Source organism: Hymenobacter sp. (genome assembly GCF_031398885.1).
In the GTDB taxonomy this organism is placed as follows: domain Bacteria; phylum Bacteroidota; class Bacteroidia; order Cytophagales; family Hymenobacteraceae; genus Hymenobacter.
Genome location: NZ_JANNOD010000117.1, coordinates 1 through 18,324, shown reverse-complemented (window position 1 = coordinate 18,324; position 18,324 = coordinate 1). Strand labels below are relative to the sequence as shown.

The 18,324-nt window shown below is 62.4% G+C and carries 14 protein-coding genes and 1 pseudogene; 11 read left to right on the top strand and 4 right to left on the bottom strand.

The window, feature by feature from the left end; all coding sequences use genetic code 11:
- Positions 1–197 precede the first annotated feature (197 nt).
- Complete coding sequence (locus RMO51_RS21120) at positions 198–2,996, top strand: alpha-amylase family glycosyl hydrolase (RefSeq protein WP_310397970.1); 2,799 nt, start codon at positions 198–200, stop codon at positions 2,994–2,996.
- Positions 2,997–3,227: 231 nt separating this feature from the next.
- Here RMO51_RS21120 and RMO51_RS21115 read toward each other — a convergent pair whose 3' ends face one another.
- Positions 3,228–4,073 (bottom strand): N-acetylglucosamine kinase, encoded by an 846-nt coding sequence (locus RMO51_RS21115; protein WP_310397969.1) that lies wholly within the window; start codon positions 4,071–4,073, stop codon positions 3,228–3,230.
- 255 nt (positions 4,074–4,328) lie between these two features.
- On the opposite strand from RMO51_RS21115, the gene RMO51_RS21110 reads away from it, so the two are divergent.
- Both RMO51_RS21110 and RMO51_RS21105 read left to right on the top strand, forming a co-directional pair.
- The gene (locus RMO51_RS21110) at positions 4,329–5,507 is read left to right on the top strand and encodes a T9SS type A sorting domain-containing protein (RefSeq protein WP_310397968.1); all 1,179 of its coding nucleotides are present in this window, start codon (positions 4,329–4,331) and stop codon (positions 5,505–5,507) included.
- A gap of 164 nt (positions 5,508–5,671) precedes the next feature.
- A complete protein-coding gene (locus RMO51_RS21105) occupies positions 5,672–5,881 on the top strand; it encodes a hypothetical protein (RefSeq protein ID WP_310397967.1) in 210 nt (69 codons plus the stop codon).
- A 93-nt stretch (positions 5,882–5,974) separates the two neighbouring features.
- On the opposite strand, the gene RMO51_RS21100 is transcribed toward RMO51_RS21105, so the two are convergent.
- From RMO51_RS21100 to RMO51_RS21090, 3 genes are all read right to left on the bottom strand, one after another.
- Positions 5,975–6,781 (bottom strand): SusE domain-containing protein, encoded by an 807-nt coding sequence (locus RMO51_RS21100; protein WP_310397966.1) that lies wholly within the window; start codon positions 6,779–6,781, stop codon positions 5,975–5,977.
- A gap of 96 nt (positions 6,782–6,877) precedes the next feature.
- Complete coding sequence (locus RMO51_RS21095) at positions 6,878–8,512, bottom strand: RagB/SusD family nutrient uptake outer membrane protein (protein ID WP_310397965.1); 1,635 nt, start codon at positions 8,510–8,512, stop codon at positions 6,878–6,880.
- 12 nt (positions 8,513–8,524) lie between these two features.
- Positions 8,525–11,548: a SusC/RagA family TonB-linked outer membrane protein gene (locus RMO51_RS21090; RefSeq protein WP_310397964.1), complete on the bottom strand. Its 3,024-nt coding sequence runs from the start codon at positions 11,546–11,548 to the stop codon at positions 8,525–8,527.
- A 594-nt stretch (positions 11,549–12,142) separates the two neighbouring features.
- Between RMO51_RS21090 and RMO51_RS21085 the strand changes: the two genes are divergently transcribed.
- The 8 genes and pseudogenes from RMO51_RS21085 to RMO51_RS21050 all read left to right on the top strand — a co-directional run.
- Complete coding sequence (locus tag RMO51_RS21085; RefSeq protein WP_310397963.1) at positions 12,143–12,841, top strand: hypothetical protein; 699 nt, start codon at positions 12,143–12,145, stop codon at positions 12,839–12,841.
- A 109-nt stretch (positions 12,842–12,950) separates the two neighbouring features.
- Positions 12,951–13,187: an alpha/beta hydrolase-fold protein gene (locus RMO51_RS21080; RefSeq protein WP_310397962.1), complete on the top strand. Its 237-nt coding sequence runs from the start codon at positions 12,951–12,953 to the stop codon at positions 13,185–13,187.
- A gap of 14 nt (positions 13,188–13,201) precedes the next feature.
- Positions 13,202–13,366 carry a hypothetical protein gene (locus RMO51_RS21075; protein ID WP_310397961.1) on the top strand — a complete coding sequence of 55 codons (165 nt, stop codon included), beginning with the start codon at positions 13,202–13,204 and terminating at the stop codon, positions 13,364–13,366.
- 430 nt (positions 13,367–13,796) lie between these two features.
- Complete coding sequence (locus RMO51_RS21070) at positions 13,797–15,221, top strand: anthranilate synthase component I family protein (RefSeq protein WP_310397960.1); 1,425 nt, start codon at positions 13,797–13,799, stop codon at positions 15,219–15,221.
- Positions 15,222–15,315: 94 nt separating this feature from the next.
- On the top strand, positions 15,316–15,885 hold the full coding sequence (locus RMO51_RS21065) for an aminodeoxychorismate/anthranilate synthase component II (RefSeq protein WP_310397959.1): 570 nt from the start codon (positions 15,316–15,318) through the stop codon (positions 15,883–15,885).
- A gap of 94 nt (positions 15,886–15,979) precedes the next feature.
- Positions 15,980–16,972: an anthranilate phosphoribosyltransferase gene (gene trpD, locus RMO51_RS21060; RefSeq protein ID WP_310397958.1), complete on the top strand. Its 993-nt coding sequence runs from the start codon at positions 15,980–15,982 to the stop codon at positions 16,970–16,972.
- 91 nt (positions 16,973–17,063) lie between these two features.
- Positions 17,064–17,882 (top strand): indole-3-glycerol phosphate synthase TrpC, encoded by an 819-nt coding sequence (gene trpC, locus RMO51_RS21055; RefSeq protein WP_310397957.1) that lies wholly within the window; start codon positions 17,064–17,066, stop codon positions 17,880–17,882.
- 8 nt (positions 17,883–17,890) lie between these two features.
- Positions 17,891–18,324, top strand: a pseudogene (locus tag RMO51_RS21050) (phosphoribosylanthranilate isomerase); the annotation flags it as partial.

Genomic DNA, 18,324 nt, shown 5'->3' with positions numbered 1-18,324 from the left:
ACCGTTGGTGCGACGAAACTAAACAGGGGGAAACAAGCGTCATGCAGACCGGAACAGGGCCGCGAAGGTACGGCGGAGGCAGCCGGGCGGATGCTGGCCGGTTGTATCTTGCGGGTCGTTATTCCGACGGGGCCGCAAGTCTGCGGCCGCCCGGTGCTCCCCTCGTACGTAATCTTCCCACTCACTAAATTTATTCAATGCAACCATTTCGACGCCTCACCACCCTGCTCCTGACCCTGCTGGCCTGGACCGCCCAGGCGCAGGTGGTGACCACCCAGCCCGTTTTCTTCACCGAAAACACCCCGGTCACCCTCGATTTCGACGCCAGCCAGGGCAACGGCGGCCTGAACAACTTCACCGGTAACGTCTACATCTGGACGGGCACCGTGACCAACCTGAGCCCCAATAACACCACCTGGCGCAACGTGAAAAGCCCCAGCTTCGGCCAGGCCGACCCGGCCGCGCTCATGACCCGCGACGCCGCCAACCCCAACCTCTACCACATCACCCTCACGCCCCGCACCTTCTACCCCGTGCCCGCCAACGAAACCATCCTGCGGCTGGGCATGATTTTTAAGGACGCCGCGGGCAACCAGGTGGGCCGGGCGGCCGATGGCGGCGACATCTTCATCGACGTGTACCAGGGCGGGCCGGCCGTGCGCATCACCGCGCCCGCGCGCGTTTCCAATCCGCAGTTTGTGGCGGCCAACGTGGCCCTGCCCGTAACGGGCCAGAGCGCCCAGCCCGCCAACCTGGTGCTGACCCTCAACGGCGCCCCGATTGCGCAGGCCACCAACGCCACCACCATCAGCGGCAGCGTCACGCCCACCCAGGCCGGCTCCAACGTGCTCAAGCTCACCGCCGGCACCGGGGCCACGGCCGTCTCCGACTCGGTGATTCTGGTGGTGCGGCCCGCCGTGACGGTGGCCGCCCTGCCCGCCGGCGCCCGCGAGGGCGTGACCTACCTGCCCGGGGGCACGTCGGTCATCCTGGCCCTCACCGCCCCCGGCAAGCAGTTTGTGTACGCTGTGGGCGAGTTCAATAACTTCCAGGCCACGGACGCGGGCTACATGAACAAAACCCCCGACGGCAACACGTGGTGGGTGCAGCTCAACGGCCTGACCGCCGGCCAGGAATACGCCTACCAGTACCTCGTCGACGGCACCTTGCGCGTGGCCGACCCCTACACCGAAAAGGTGCTCGACCCCAACAACGACCGGTTTATTCCGGCCATTACGTACCCGGGCCTGCGCTACCCGGCTGGCCAGACGGGCATCATGGCCACGTTCCAGTCTAACCAAACGCCCTACGTGTGGCAGGTGAGCAACTTCACGCGCCCGGCCAAGTCCGACCTGGTGATTTACGAGCTGCACATCCGCGACTTCATCGCCCGCCACGACTACGCCACCCTGCGCGACACGCTGGGCTACCTCCAGCGCCTGGGCGTGAACTGCATTGAGCTGATGCCGGTGAACGAGTTCGAGGGCAACGACAGCTGGGGCTACAATCCGAGCTTTCACTTTGCCGTCGATAAGTACTACGGCACCAAGGACGCCCTCAAAGCCTTCATCGACGAGGCCCACCGCCGGGGCATCGCCGTGGTGCTCGACATGGTGCTCAACCACGCCTGCGGCCAGAACCCCATGGTGCAGATGTACTTCGACAACGGCAACCCCGCCGCCAACAGCCCGTGGTTCAACCGCACGGCCACCCACCCGTTCAACGTCTGCTACGATTTCAATCACGAAAGCGCACTGACGAGGACCTACAGCAAAAACGTGATGGATTTCTGGGTCAACGAGTTCCGCATCGACGGCTACCGCTTCGACCTGAGCAAGGGCTTCACTCAGGTGAACTCGGGCAACGACGTCGGCGCCTGGGGCCGCTACGACCAGTCGCGCATCAACATCTGGAACGACTACAACAACCACATGCAGGCCACCCGGCCCGGCACCTACGTCATCCTGGAGCACTTTGCCGACAACAACGAGGAAACCGTGCTTTCTAACGCCGGCATGATGCTCTGGGGCAACCTGCACGGCGCCTATGTGCAAGCGAGCGTGGGCCGCGCCAGCAACGCGAACTTCACCGGCGGCTATTACGTGGCCCGCGGCTGGCAGCAGCCCGGCCTGGTAACCTACATGGAAAGCCACGACGAGCAGCGGCTGGTGTACGAAGCGCTGACCTCGGGCCTCAATAATGGCGCGGGCTACGACATCAAGAACCTGCCCACCGCCCTGGCGCGCATGCAGATGAACGCCGCCTTCTTCCTGCCCATCCCGGGGCCCAAAATGGTGTGGCAGTTTGGCGAGCTGGGCTACGACATCAGCATCAACCAGAATGGCCGCACCGGGGCCAAGCCCATCCTGTGGAACTACTTCCAGGACCCCAACCGCCGGCAGCTGCGCGATACTTACGCCAACCTCATTGCCCTGCGCAAGCTGCCCGGCTACAGCACCGCGGCGTTCACCTACCAGCTCGGTGGGCAGTCGAAGTCGATGCACCTCACCGGCCCCAACCTGGAGGTGACGGTAGTGGGCAACTTCGGCCTGTTTGGCGACCAGATTGACCCCGAGTTTCAGCGCGCCGGCAAGTGGTACAACTACCTCACCGGCGACAGCATCAACGTGGTGGGCGCCCGCGACTTGCTCACCCTCAACCCCGGCGACTTTGCCGTGTACACCAGCCGGCGCATCGCCCGCGTCGCTTTAGCCGCTCGCCGCGGCCAGGCGACGGCCAATGCCTTGCGCCTGAGCGCGGCCCCCAACCCGGCCCGCGGCACCACCACCCTGCAGTACGAATTACCCGCCGCCGGGCCCGTGCAACTAACCGTTCGCAACGTGCTGGGGCAAACCGTGCTCAGTCAGCCCGTCGCCCGTGAAGCCGCCGGGGCCCGCCGCCGCGAATTGGCGCTGGGCCAGTTGGCGGCCGGCGTGTACATCCTGCAGCTCCGCGCCGAGAGCCGGCAGCAAACGCTGCGGCTGGTAGTGGAATAAACGACGCCCAGCAACGGCCCGCCGGGCAATGGCAGGTTACACCTGCTTTGCCCGGCACGGAAAAGGCCCGACTCTGTTCAGAGCCGGGCCTTTTCCATGCCGGACACGAGGCCGGGTGGCACGCCTTGGTGGTACCCCGAGCGGAGAACCGCCCCAGGTAAAAGTGCCTTGTTTTCGGGCAAAAGCTGTTTTAATTAGTCTTCGGAAGCTGTGCTTTTCGTTAGAAGAGGGTTACTCTTGCTCGTGAAATGTTACCAAGTCATCGATGGGCGAACGGATTATCTTGCCCACCTCCATGCCGTGTCCGCGGGCCACTTGCGTCAGCACGTCGCGAAAATTGTAGCCTACCGAGCCCACGCAGTTGAACGAGTGCTCCTGGAAGCGCGGGTAGTGCAGAACCAGATTGTGAAAGAAGGCCTCAAAGCCTTCCAGCACGATGTCGCGGCAGTAGCTCACGTTGTTGTGGTCGTAAGCAAACTTGGCGAAGCCGGCCAGGTACCGGTTGGGAAGCGGCTGGTTGTAGAGCTGGTCCAGGATGTCGTTGCGCGAGCCCAGGGCGTAAGTGTCGCGGAAAATCTCCTGCAGCCCGTCGGGCAGCAGGCCCCGGAGGTAGTCGCGAAGCAGCCGCTTGCCAAAGAACGACCCGGACCCCTCGTCGCCCAGAAAATAGCCGAGCGAGTCCACGTTGTAAGTGATTTTCTTGCCATCGTACAGGCAGGAGTTGGTGCCCGTGCCCAGAATGGCGGCGAAGCCCGGCTTGCGGCCCAGCAGGGCGCGGGCCGCGGCCAACAGGTCTTCGGTTACGCGCGCTTTGGCCCGCGGAAACACCTGCCGAAGCGCCGCTGCGATGACTTCCGCTTTCTGAGCCGAGGACACCCCGGCTCCGTAAAAATGTACTTCGCGCACCTGTTCGCGGGGCAGCGTGTCGGGGAGGTGCTGGGCCAAAGAAGCCGCGATGGCCGCGGTGTCCATGAAATCGGGGTTGTACCCTTCGGTATTAAAATACACGCGGTTGCGGGCCTCGTCGAGCTGGCACCAGTTGCACTTAGTGGAGCCGCCGTCGGCAATCAGAATCATAAAGCGGGGATTGAGTTGGGAAGGACGACGAAAGTAAGGGGGCAGCGGAGAATCCGGCGGGAAATACAAAAACCATCAGCCAACGACGGAGCGTGAGTTTTTCTGCGGCGGGAAGTTTTTTTTACAAAACATCTGCAAAACGTAGGTGATACCGTGCGAATCACTACTTTTACCGTATTCCCGGCCCGGCCCTCGAAGCGCGCGGCGGGGTTTGGCAAACCCTTCTCACCTTTTCCCAATTCAATTTTCATCGTCATGAAAAAAATCTTTACCCTCGCGGCGGCCGGCGTTTTGGCGGCGGGCGCCCTCGGCGCCCAAGCGCAAGTAACCCTCGACGGGCAGCTAACGGCCCCCGAAGTAACAGCCGGCAATTATGTGCTGCTAGGCAAATACACTAACCCCCGCGGGTTCGGCGACGCCGGCCTGCTTAGCCTGTACGCCGCCAGCACGGCCACCAAGCTGTACATTTTTGTCGGTGGCACCTTGGAAGCCAACGGCAACGCTTTCCAACTATATATGGACCTGCCGGCCACTCCCGGAGTACCCATTGGCACGGCCCTCCCGGCTGGTGCGGCCACCACATCGTTTGAGAAAGTCACAGCTAAGCTGGACATGGCCGCCGACCTGGCCTTGGCCGTGCGTTCCGAAGGCACCACTGGGTATCAGATTGAAGGCGCGGCTTACACCTCGGCCACAGTCGGCAGTTCCGCTAAGCTCACCACCACGGCCGCCCCGGTTCTCAGTTCGGGCGCGCCCCTGTCCTTATCGCCCACCACCACTATCGGCGAGTACGCCCGACTGACCGGTGCCCGGATTTCTTATCGGGTGGCTGCCATGCCTGGCATCTCTAACAACCCCGGCAATACCACGCCCAACACCGGTGCCTCCTACGGCGGCGTAGGCTCCTACGGTTGGGAAATTGAGCTGGACCGCACCGCAGCTGGCCTCGTCGGTACGCCTGCGGTGACGCTGTTCGTGATACAAAACGGGGGTGATGGCGGTTACATGTCGACTGACTTCATTCCGCAGACTTCCGCTCCCCTGCCTGCCATGACAAATAGCGGCAATTTGGCCACGGGTGCATTTGATTTCACCACGCTACCCGACCGTCAGGCTGCAACCATTGCGCTGGGCACCGGCGGCGTAACATTGGGCACCAAAGCCGCCGACGCTGCTGCCCTGGCAGTGGGCGTGTACCCCAACCCCGCCAATGGCGTGGCCACCGTGGCGTACAACGTGGGCAGCCGCTCCGAAAACGTGAACATCGCGCTGACCGACCTGCTCGGCCGCCAGGTGCAGGTGCTGGCCAACGGCATCCAGCCGGCCGGCGTGCAGAGCAAGGTGGTGAGCACCGCCAACGTGGCGGCCGGTACCTACCTGGTGCGCGTGCAAGTGGGCGACAAAGTGGCCACCCGCAAAGTGATGGTGCTGTAAGCTCCCTCCGCGTTATCACTACAAAACAGGCCCCGCCGCGAACGCGGCGGGGCCTGTTTTGTGTTTTTTCTTTTGCAGAAAGTTGACCTCAGCCCTATAATAGCCAAAAGGCAATCCAGCGCGTCCCGGCTTTTTGATGAGGAAAGTGCGAAGTACTTTTTTCTGTGTCAAAAACCTTGAACCCCGACGGCAACAAACTCGTGCATTGCATAGGGCTTCGTCGTACCGGTGCCGTTCCACAACCCGCCGCGGATAATCTCATGCAATGGCAGGCCTGGGGCCGGAACACGTTAAAACACATTGTTGAAACCTTCGCCTTGCTGGTGGCGCAATGGACTTGGTTGCTTTCAAGCGCCGTGCATAAACCTCACTAACAGAAAGTGCCAAACAAATAAAGCCGCTGGCACGCCAGCGGCTTTATTTGTTTGGTGGTTGCAATGAGTCCTAAGAGCTCCGGACCTAGCTAGTTAGGGAACGACGGTAAGGGTGCCGCCGGTAACGGCGCCGGCGCTGACGTTCACCGCCAGCTTGATGGTGTAGGTGCCCGGCGTCGTGATGGTCATGTCTTCCCCACTAAGCTTGAGGGGGGTGCTTGCGGCACCCGGGGTTATTGGTTTGGTCAACGCTCCTAAATTCACGGCCCAGTCCTTGTTCCTGCGAAACTTAAAGTCACCCGCATTTAGCGTCGTGCGCAACACGTAGGCCCGGGCTTTGCAATCGTAGGTCATCGTACGGTCGGTGGCGGTGGCGCCGGGCCAGCCGTCACCGGCGGGTCCAACCAAGCCCCAAGTGTCGGTGCTGGGAGCCACGCAGTTATCGTAAGGGGCCGCAGTCAGCGTAGAAGTCGCGGAAAACAGCGTAGCGATGTTATTTGCAACAAAAGTTTTGAGGCGAACGTCCACCTGTGCCGACTGCCCAAAGGGCAGGTCCAGCGCAAGCAGCACGGTGTTCAAATCCACGGTTTTAAGGGCCAGGGACGAGGCAGCCGGTCCTTCGGCGGTAACTTCCTGTACCGCAGCGAAGTTGGTGCCTGCCTTGGCAAACTGCAAGGTATAGGTGACCAGCGAGACCGGCGCGGAATTATCCGATAGCGCCAGCGTGTAAGGGTTCCAGGAAAAGGTGACGGCCAGCTTTTCCGCGTCGGCGCGTAAGAGCGTGCCCGCGTTGGTGGTGCTAGCGGTCAGCACTGGCTCGGCGCCGAACTGGGCCGTGGTGCGGATTTCATCTTTTTCACAAGCAGTGAAGCCGATGGCCATCACGGCCAATGCGCCCATTGTTTTGGAGAATCGATTGCTCATAACAATTTAATGGTTAAAGTGAAGACTGTCGTTGCCGCCGGCTCAGCAACGCAGCGCCGGCGGCAACGGGTTTTAGTACCCGGGGTTTTGTTGCAGGTTCGGGTTAGCCGTGATATCGGATAACGGAATCGGGAACAACAGGTATCTGGCGTCTACCCCGCGGCCCGCGGCCACGCCCCCTTTCCAAGGCCAGAGGTAGGTGCTTTCCACGAAGCGGCCGTAGCGGATGAGGTCGCTGCGACGCAGGCCTTCCCAGTGCAGCTCCCGGCAGCGCTCATCTAGGATGAAGTCGGTCGTCATCTGCGCGTCGGAGATGGCGCTGCCGGGCGCGTTGTTGAAGGCGCGGGCCCGAATCTGGTTCACGTAGCCCAGGGCCGTGGCACGGTTGGCGTTGCCGCGCGCGGCCGCTTCGGCGTAGATGAGCATCATGTCGGAGAGGCGTAGCATGGGGAAGTCGACGCTGGAGAAATTCAGGGCCCCACCCTGAGCGGCGCCATCCGAGTTAACGTTGCGGTACTTGGTCACGCCCAGCCCTTGCGTGAACTGGCGGAGGTCGTTGATTTCCACCGTTTGGCCAACCTGCCAGAACCGGCCGCGGCGGTCAACAGTGGTGTCGCCCCCCAGCAGAAAAAACTTGTCGAAGAGGGCGCGGGTGGAGCGAATGCCGCCCCAGCCCGTGGTTTCGCCCACGTACCGCTGCCATCCGGCGCTGGCCCCGTTGGTGGAGCCGTTCACCAGGAAGGTGGTGCCTCCAAACGTTTGGGTGCGCGTCACATCGAACATCACCGGCCAGATAATTTCGGTAGTGGCCGGTCCCACGTTGTTGTCGGCCAAAAAGTTGCGGCCGTAAGCCGACGATGCCGAGCTGGCCGTGGTCACAAGTGAATAGCCGGCGTCAATCACGCTCTTGGCTTGTTCGGCGGCCTTGGCGTACTGGGGCGTGCCCGTGTACACGCCGGCATTCAGATATAGCCGGGCCAGGTAGCCGTGCGCGGCGGCCTGGTCCACGCGGCCGTACTCGTTGGAGCGGGCAGGGGCCAATTCCGTGGTCAGGGCCAGCAGTTCGCTCTCAACAAAGTTGTAGAGTTGTTGGCGGGTGTAGTACGGCGGCGGCTTGATGCCCACTGGGTCGGCTTCCGTCACGAAGGGGCCGTTGCCAAACAAGTCAATTACGTGAGAGTAGGAAACGGCGCGCAGAAAACGGGCTTCGGCCCGGAACAACCGGCCTTGCGCCGCCTCAGTGCCCGCCAAGCGGCTGTTGAGCTTATCATCCGACGACTCCCGAATGAATTCGTTGCAGATGGCGATTTCGTAGTAGCACCGGTTGTAGATGCCGCGAATCAAGGGGTTATTGGCATTCCAGTTCATGTTGTGCCAATCCTGGATGCCCGGGTCGCCCCAGGCCACCACGGCCTCGTCGGTGGTCAGCTCCTGGGCACTCCACAGCTGCCGCAGGTAGTCGCCGGTGCCGCCATCGATGCTGGTGAGGTCGCTCGCGCCACTCGCGCCGCCCAGGCTGGTGAGGGCAAAACCGCCGTAAAGCTTGCCCAGCACCTTTTTGTAAGCGGCCAGGTCCACGTACACCTTGTCGGGCGTCAGCTCGTATTTCGGCGACTGGTCCAGGTCTTTGGTGCACGAAGTGCTGAGGCCGGTCAGGGCCGTACCCAGGGTGAGGGTTATTAACCCACGGAATAATACGTTTTTCATGAGTGGTGGGAATTAAAAGCCGAGTGCCAGGCCAAGCGTATAAGTGCGGGCGATGGGATAAAAGTTTCTGTCGATGCCGTTGGGAATCTCCGGGTCGACCCCGGTGTAGTCGGTGATGACGAAAGGGTTCTGCACGTTGCCGGTGATGCGCAGGGTGGAGGCGCCGAGCACCTTGCCCGCGTTGTAGCCCAGGGAGATGTTCTGGCAGCGCAGGAACGAGGCGTTCTCCATGTAATAGTCCGAGTATACCTGCTGGGTGGTGAAGCCCGTGTTGCGAACGTCGGGGGCCACGTTGTTAACAAAGCCGGTCGAACCCTGGGTATTGGCGTAGTTGCCCAAGTCGGCGGCGTTGCCGTTATAAACGTAGTTGCCCAGGTTGCTGCGCAGAGTAAAGGTCAAGACGAGTTTCTTATACACCACGTTCGAGCTAAAGCCCAACGTCACGAGTGGGGCGGGCTGCTTGTAATAGTAGAAGTCGTTCGTGAGGTCGCCATCGCCGTTACGGTCAACGTACAGGCCCTGCACCGGCCGGCCGTCGGGACCATACACCTGCTGAAACACGTAGAAGGTATTAACCGGTTGCCCCACGGCATTGGACTGAATGGTGAGGCCAGTGCCGCCGGCTATGTCACCGGTTTGGTACCCGGGAAAGTCTGCCGGCTGCAGGCCCAGGTCGGTGATTTTGTTCACGTTGTAGGCCCCGTTCACGTTCACATCCCAGGTCAGGTTTTCCGAGCGCAGCACGCCGTAGTTCAGGCCCAGCTCGATGCCGCGGTTGCGCAGCGAGCCAATGTTGGCGTCGAGCCGGTCGGTGAGGTTGGACCCGGCCGACGTGTTCACCCTGGCCAGCAAGTCACTGGCCGTGCGTTGGTATACGTCGATGGTCGCCGTAAGGCGGTTATCGAAAAAGCCCAGGTCCAGGCCGGCGTTGTACGTGTTGGTGGTTTCCCAGGTCAAGGTGCTGTTGTAGCCCTGCGGACCCGAGATAAAGCCCGTGGGCGCGTTGCCGAAGAGAACCTGCGAACCGGAAGTGCCCGGCGCGTAGCGCGGTTGCGTGTCGTAATAGCCTGGATTATCATTATTGCCCAAGTCCTGCTGGCCTGTGCGGCCGTAACCGGCCCGCAGCTTCAGGTCCGAGAAAGTGGTGTTGTCTTTCAGGAAACCCTCGTTCTTGAGGCGCCAGGCCAGGCCCAGGGCCGGGAACCAGCCACTCCGGTAGTCTTCACCGAAGCGCGAGGTCTGGTCATTTCGCAAGGTGGCTGTCAGCAGGTACTTGTCTTTCACGTTTGCCGTGGCCCGCCCAAAGAAGGACACCAGCACCAGCTTGCTGTAGTAGAACGGCACGGCCAGCGTATCATCCGCATTGATGAGCGTGGTACGGTCCGAGCGGTAGTTCAAAAAGTTCGGCCCCTGCCGCTCGAAGGTCTGGTAAGCGTAGCCGCCCTGCACGTCAAATTTGGTGCCCCCGAGCTGCTTGCCGTAAGCCAGGTAGGTTTCGAGCAGGCGCATGTCCTTGTCCTGCGAATACTGTTCGTACCTACCATTCAGGCCCGGCTCGGCCGAGTCAGGGTTGTAGTTGCCAAAGTCAGTGGGGGCAAAACTTCTGCTACCACGAGTGCGCGCCAAGTCCAGGCCCAGGTTGAGGTTGGCCCGCAGGCCGTCGATGCCGTGGATTTTGTAATCGAGCTGCACGTTGCCAATTAGCCGTTTCACGGTGCTGATGTCCCGCCGGTTGTTAATCGCGGCCACCGGGTTACCCGGAGCATTGCCCAGCGTGTTGCCACTGGTGGGGTTCAGGAACTGGTAGTAGCCGCCGAAGCGCGCGAAGCGCGACTCGTCCGAGGTCACCGGCTGGGTGGGATCATATAGAGCGGCCACGGCCAGCTGGGGGTAATCTACGAAGCGGTTGTCCACCACGCTGCCTTTGGCATTGACGTCAATGCGCAAGTGGTTGTCGAGCAGGGTGGGGCTCACACTCACCGAGCCGGAGTTGCGGGTGAGCTTGTTGGTGATGGCGATGCCCTCCTGGGAGAGGTTGCCGTAGGAAACACGGAACGGCACATTGGCCGCGCTGCCAAGCAGGCTCACGGTGTTGTCGAAGGTGCCGGCGTTGCGGAAAACTTCGTCCTGCCAGTTCGTGTCGGCCATGCCCAGCGTGGCCGCCTGTGAAGGCGCGCCGTTGGCCTCCACTAGGCTGCGGAACTCGCCGGTCGAGAGCGTCTGGTAGCGGCGGGCCACTGTCGAAACGCCCATCTGCGAGTTTAGCTCCACGCGCAGCTTCTCGCCTTGCAGGCCTTTCTTGGTGGTGATGAGGATGACCCCGCCCGAGGCCCGGTTGCCGTAAATGGCCGTGGCCGAGGCATCCTTGAGCACGGTGAAGGTTTCGATGTCGCTGGGGTTAATCAGCGAGAGCGGATTGGAAGCGCCGCTAACGCCGTTCTTGTCCACCGGTACCCCGTCGATAACATACAGCGGGTCGCTGTTGGCGTTGAGCGACGAACTGCCGCGGATGCGAATGGTGGAGGCCGTGCCCGGGGCGCCGCCCGCCGAGGTGATGGTCACGCCGGCCACCTTGCCCTGAATGAGCTGCTCGGGGTTTGTTACCTGGCCCTGCACAAATTGCCGGGAATCAATTGTGGCCACGGCGCCGGTCACGTCTTGCCGGCGCTGGGTGCCATAGCCCACCACCACGGCTTCGGAGAGCTGGGTGGCGTTCTCGCTCAAAGTGGTGGAGACCTCAGCATTTTGGCCGCTCACCACCGTCACCGGGAGGCGCACGGAGTTGAAGCCCACAAACGAAACCACGAGGATTTGCGGCCCGGCCGGGACGCTCTGGATGCTGTACGTGCCGTCCGAGTTGGAGGAGCTGCCCAGCGTGGTGCCGTCAATGAGGACCGTGGCGCCGGGAATGCCTTCGTTTTTTTCGTCGGTAATCCGGCCGCTCACGGAGCCGGTCTGGGCGAAGGCCCCGGAAGGCCAGCCAAAACCCGCGAGCAAAAGCAGAAACAGTAGTTTCGCTAAATAAGGGTGTTTCATGGGAAACAGAGTTGGTGGGAAAAGTGGGTGGGGAAAATTTTAAAGTGGGAGCATTACCAGGGCTGCAAGTTACCTAAAAATACAGCACTAAAGCCCTTGGCAGACGCACAATGCCACATTTATAAGCCGGGCCTAACGCGGTATTAATTTGCCAGGTCGCCGCGCGTTTCTTGGCGAAAAGTAAGTTGAAGAATAATAAATCGGTTGATTGACAAATGGATGAGTTGCGGGCGGCCGGTTTCCAGCGTAAGCACCACGGGAGAGCGTCAGAATGGATTGCAAAGATTGCGTAATCAGTCCGATAACCACATTGGGATTCTCCCGCAATTTTTCTGGTCTGGCTCCCCGATATTTCTTGCTGCTTTCGGTTGGTTTTCTGCGGCTTCGCCCCTGGAACAGCCGCTGAACAGCTGATGCGGGCGCTGGGTGCAATGCTAGTAAATGATGATTCCTGGCGCCGTAATTGTTCGCGGCAGGGCCCCTTTTCTCCCCGTTGCTGGCTGCTTTTAGATGGCCCCAAGGTGCCTTTCCGGGCCGCAAGGCCACCTTGCGGCGCCGTGGTATGCTCGTTACTTTTGGCTTTTCCTCAAAATAATGAAAAAGCTCGCCTTGCTTTTTGCCTTGCTGCTGGCCGGCTCCCTCGCCAGCGCGGTGGCCCAGTCCCGGCCCGGCTCGCGCAAGCCCGCCCCCAGGGGCAAAAGCAAAGCGGCGCCCGCCCGGGGAAGAAGCCGGCAGACTTCTTCCGGTGCATTCGTTACTGCGCAGCGGGCGGGCAACGACGACGACGTTTCCCCGGCCACGGTGATGGGGAAAATCAAGCTGAAGAAACCGGTGTTGGTCTACTACGAAGAAGCTGCCCCGGGCAAGTCGGTGCAGCAGCTCATCATGTCCGAAGAAAACCTGGGCCTGCTCAAAACCCTGGACCTGGAACAGCTCATGGCCCGGCGCGAAGTGTTTGTGGATGGCTTGGGCAACCTGGCGCTGCCGGGCCGCGACGTGAAAAAATACCGCTTGCTGGGCAGCAGTGCCGCGGCCGAAGAAACCCTGCGCCCCGTGGGCGACGGCCGCAGCTTCTTTTCGCGGCTCAAGGTGCCCGCGTCGGGCGTGCTGTACGTGGTGCGCGAATCGGCGGAGGAGTACCGCCACTTCGTGAAAGGGCCGCAGCAAAAGGGCGCCGTGCTTGATTTCCAGGCCAACGGCTTGCCGGGGGTGGACTCGGTCCGGGCCGTGTACACGCTGCGCAGGATGGAACCGGCCGAGCGCGGCGCCGGCAGCGGCGAAACCGTTCGCTAAGAAGCTGTTTAGGGTATTTCTTGGCCGCATGAGGACGATGTAGAGCCGCATCCTTGCGTCTCGTCGTACGCGCTGTTCGCCCAATTTCATACAACGCCGAGACGCAAGGATGCGGCTCTACATCGACCAAAGGCTAATTCAAACAGCTTCTAAGCCGGCAGGGCTTTTTTCAAAGCCCTGCATAGACGCATCAACGCCCGCTACCGCACCCGGCCCGGCCCACACCGGGGTGGCCGGCTCCAGCCTGGGCGGGCTGATTTCGGTGTGCGCGGCCCTGAAGTACCCGCGCGTGTTCGGCCGGGTGGGGGTTTCTCGCCGGCGTGCTGGGTGTGCCACGACTCGCTGAAAGCGTTTGCCAGAATGCACCCCGCCGCGCCCACGGCGCGGTTCTATTTCCTGTGCGGACCCCAAGGAGTCGGAATGCTGCCGCTGATGGCCGCCTGGTGCGGCCTGCTCCGCCGCCAGGGCGTGCCGGCCGCCAACCAATCGTTTCACGCGCCGGCCGACGGGGAGCACCGGGAGTAGTTTTGGCGGCGGGAGTTTCCGGCGACGTAGCAATGCCTGTTCGGGGCGGCTAAGCCGGGAATGGCGGCCGGTGAAAAATGACTCAGTCAGGCGGCCAGCAGGTTTGTGAAATCAATAGCAATGGTGAAAAAACGCTGTGAGCTTCGCATAAAAAATGAGTGTTGTGTGCTGGTGTTTCAACAACGGCGCATTATATTTGCGCCGCGTCATTCGAAAAATTTGAAAACGACGAGCAAGAATATGAACCCGCACTGTACTTCCCAGGCTTGGTGGTGGCCGCTCCGAAACATCGGACCTGCCTGCCTGTGCGCCTAGCGAAGTCACCCTCGATTTTGCTGTTGAACACGAAAAGCCCGGCCGTCCCGCCGGGCTTTTTGCATTTTTTTTACCGCGGTGCCCGCACCGCATTGTCTGCTCCCTTTTTTCTTTCGTGCTCCACCAACTCACCACCCGCACCCGCCGCCTGCTGGCCGACACCGTGACGCCGGTCGGCCTTTATCTGCGCCTGCGCGACCAGTACTCGAATTGCCTGCTGCTGGAAAGCGCCGACTACCACGGCCAACAAAACGCCTTCAGCTACCTGGTGTGCGAGCCGCTGGCCACGTTCGAGCTGCGGCGCGGCGGCGAGCTGCGGCAGTCCTTTCCCGGAGCCCCGGCCCGCCGCGAAACCCTGGCCCAGCCGCGGGAGGCGTTGACCAAGCTGCGCGGGTTCGCCGCGGCCTTCGTGCCGGATGCGTCGGCCCCCGGGTTGCCCTTTATCAGCACCGGCTTGTTTGGCTACATCGGCTACGAAGCCGTGCAAAGCTTCGAGGACGTGGCCCTAAACCCGGCCAAGGTGCCGGCCGGCGACGTGCCCCTCATCCGCTACGGCGTGTACCGCTACGTCATTGCGTTCAACCATTTCCGGCAGGAGCTGCACTTGTTTGAGCACGGCGTGGCCGGCGAAAATGCGGAAGGAGAAGATGGCCTGGCGCGCCTCGAAAACCTGGTGCGCAACCCCAGCGTGCCGGTCTTCGGTTTTGCCACCGCGGGGGAGGAGCAGAGCAACCAGACCGACGCCGAGTTTCTGGCGCGCCTCGCCCAGGGCCGGGCCCACTGCCTGCGCGGCGACGTGTTCCAGATTGTGCTCTCGCGCCGGTTTCAGCAGGGTTTTGCCGGCGACGAGTTCAACGTGTACCGGGCGCTGCGCTCCATTAATCCTTCGCCGTATCTGTTTTATTTCGACTACGGCGACTACAAAATTTTCGGCTCCTCGCCCGAAGCGCAGGTGCTGGTGCAGGGCCGCGAGGCCAGCCTGTTCCCCATTGCCGGCACCTACCGCCGCACGGGCGACGACGCCGCCGATGCCGCCGCCGCCCAGCGCCTGGCCGCCGACCCCAAGGAAAACGCCGAGCACGTGATGCTGGTGGACCTGGCCCGCAACGACCTGGCCCGCCACGGCACCCGGGTGCAGGTGCGCACGCTGCGCGAAATTCAGTTCTACTCGCACGTCATCCACCTCGTCAGCCACGTCACGGCCGAGCTCGACGCCGGTGCCGACACCCTGCAGGTGGTGGCCGACACCTTCCCGGCCGGCACGCTCTCGGGCGCGCCCAAGCACCGCGCCATCCAGCTGATTGATGGCCTGGAGCCCACCGCCCGCGGCTACTACGGCGGCTGCCTGGGCCATCTGGGCTTCGACGGCAGCTTCAACCACGCCATCATGATACGCTCGTTTCTGAGCACCGGCAACCAGCTCTACTTCCAGGCCGGTGCGGGCGTGGTGGCGGCCTCCAACGTGCAGTCGGAATTGGAGGAAGTGCACCACAAACTGGGGGCTCTCCGCGCCGCGTTGCGGGCGGCCGAAGCGAATTAGTTGTCAGTTGTTGGTTGTCAGTTGTCAGATTTTATCGGCAATTGATGACCTCAAAATATCCTGACAACTGACAAACAACAACTGACAACTTAAGATGAAAATCCTCGTTCTCGACAACTACGACTCCTTCACTTACAACCTGGTGCACCTGCTGCGCGAGCTCGGCCACGGCCCCCGCCTGACCGTGACGCGCAACGACCAGCTGCCCCTCGCAGCCGTGGATGCCTACGACGCCGTGATGCTCTCGCCCGGCCCCGGCATCCCCGCCGAAGCGGGATTGATGCCCGCCATCATCAAGCGGTACGCGCCCACCAAGCGCATCCTGGGCGTGTGCCTGGGCCACCAGGGCCTGGCCGAAAGCTTCGGCGCGGAGCTTTACAACATCCCCGCCGTGCTGCACGGCGTGGCCCACGAAGCCGAAGTGACCGTGGCCGACGAACGACTCTTTGCCGGCCTGCCGCCGCGGTTTCAGGTGGGGCGCTACCACTCCTGGGCCGTGCGCCCCGAGTCGATGCCGGCCGCGCTGGAAGTAACGGCTCGCGATGCGGACGGCGAAGTCCTGGCCTTCCGCCACCGCGAGTACGACGTGCGGGGCGTGCAGTTTCACCCCGAAAGCATTCTGACCGAGCACGGCGCCAAGATGCTGGAAAATTGGTTGAGCTGAAGCAGTTGACAGTTGTTCGTTGTCAGTTGTTAGGCAGGTGCCAGCAATCGACGTCGCACAGCCTGACAACTGACAACGAACAACTGTCAACTAAATGAAACAGATTCTCACCAAGCTTTTCGACCACCAGCCCCTGACCCACGCGGAGGCCCACGCCGCCATGCGCCAGCTGGGCGAGGGCGGCGCCAACCCGGCCGAAACCGCCGCCTTCCTGGCCGTGTACCGGATGCGGCCCATCACAGTGGCCGAGCTGGCGGGCTTCCGCCAGGCGCTGCTCGACTTGAGCCGCGACCCGAAGCTGGGCACCCACGAGGTGCTCGACATCGTGGGCACCGGCGGCGACGGCAAAAACACCATCAACATCTCGACGCTGGCCTGTTTTGTGGTGGCCGGAGCCGGGACGAAAGTGGCCAAGCACGGCAATTTTGGGGTTTCGTCGGTGTCAGGCGCTTCGAACGTGCTGGCGCATTTCGGGTACGATTTTGAGGCCGGCTCCGACCAATTACGGCGGCAGCTGGACCAGGCCGGCATCTGCTTCTTGCACGCGCCGGCGTTTCATCCGGCCATGCGCCACGCCGGGCCCATCCGGCGCGAGCTGGGCCTGCGCACCTTCTTCAACATCCTCGGCCCGTTGGTGAACCCGGCCCGGCCCGCCGCGCAGTTGCTGGGCGTGTTCAGCCTGGAGTTGCAGCGCCTCTACCACTACCTCATGCAGCCCACCGGCGCCCGCTACGCCGTGGTGCACGCCCTCGACGGCTACGACGAGCTGGCCCTCACCGGTCCGGCCAAGGTGGTGTCGTCCTTCGAAGGCGAGCGCCTGCTGACCGCCGAAACCCTGGGCCTGGCCACCTGCGCCGCCGCCGACCTGGCCGGGGGCAGCACCGCCGCCGCCGCCGAGCTGTTCAAGCACGTGCTGGACGGGCACGGCACCGCGGCCCAGCGCAACGTGGTAACCGCCAACGCCGCCCTGGCCCTGCAGTGCGCCCGCCCGGGCTTGAATTGGGAAACGGCCCTGGCTCATTCCCGCGAGTCATTAGACTCGGGCGCGGCGCGGCGGGCGTTCGAAACCATGCTTGAAATCAATTAAGAATTAACAATTAAGAATTAACTGGCTTTAGTCTTTCATTCCTGCATTCCCGTTTTCACTTCCCACTTCTCACTTCAATCAGCGAAGCGCCATGTCCAGCATTCTTCAAACCATCGTGGCGCACAAGCGGAAAGAAGTGGCCAGTCGCCGCGAGCTTGTGCCCACCAAGCTGCTCGAAACGAGCTTGTATTTCCGGTCGCAGCCGCTGTCGTTGCGCAAGTACCTGTTGCGCGCGGGCGGTAGCGGCCTCATCGCCGAGTTCAAGCGTAAGTCGCCCTCCAAGGGCTGGATTAACCAATACGCGCCGGTGGAGCGCACCACGCTGGGCTACATGCAGGCCGGCGCGGCGGGCCTGTCCATTCTTACCGACACGGAATTTTTTGGTGGCAAGAATGAGGACCTGACGACGGCCCGGAAATTTAATTTCTGTCCCATACTCCGCAAGGATTTCGTGGTGGACGAGTACCAGATTTTGGAAGCCAAAAGCATCGGGGCCGACGCCGTGCTGCTCATCGCCGCCGTCCTGACGCCGGAAGAAGTCAAGGCGCTGGGTCGGCTGGCCCGTTCGCTGGGTCTGGAGGTGCTGCTCGAAGTGCACGACGCCGACGAACTGAGCCGCTCCGCCCTCGCCGACGCCGTGGACCTCATCGGCGTCAACAACCGCAACCTGCACGACTTCAGCCTCAGCCTCGACACTTCGCTGGACCTAGCCGCGGCCATTTCGAATGAATTTGTGAAGGTGTCGGAAAGCGGCATTTCGAACGCCCGGGCCATTGGCCAGCTACGCGAAGCCGGCTACTCTGGCTTCCTGCTCGGCGAGGCATTCATGCGCCACGCCCGGCCCGAGCGGGCCTGCGCCGCCCTGGTGCAGGAAATTGCCGCGCTGCCCCAGCTCGCCGCCGTTGCCTAGATGATGAAATGAAAACGCCCCGTCCCAACCTGCCCGATTTTGCCGTGGCCGCCGGCTTGCCTGGTGCCGTGGCCGCGCCGCCGCCGCCGGCCCCGCCCGCCCGCCTGCTGGTGAAAGTGTGTGGTATGCGCGACGCGGCGGCTTTGGCCGACGTGGCCGCGCTGGGGCCGGACTTGCTGGGTTTCATTTTTGCGCCCGCCTCACCGCGGTTCGTGGGCGACGTGCTGGCGCCGGAGCTGGTGCGGGCTTTGCCGCCCAACATCTGGCGGGTGGGCGTTTTCGTGAACGCAACCACGGAAGACATCCTTGCTACCGCCGAGCGGTTTGGGCTGGGCGCGGTGCAACTGCACGGCCACGAAACCCCCGCGCAGTGCGAGGAATTGAGCGAAGCCGGCTTGCTGGTGCTGAAGGCTTTTTCGGTGGGCCAGGCGGTGGATTTTGC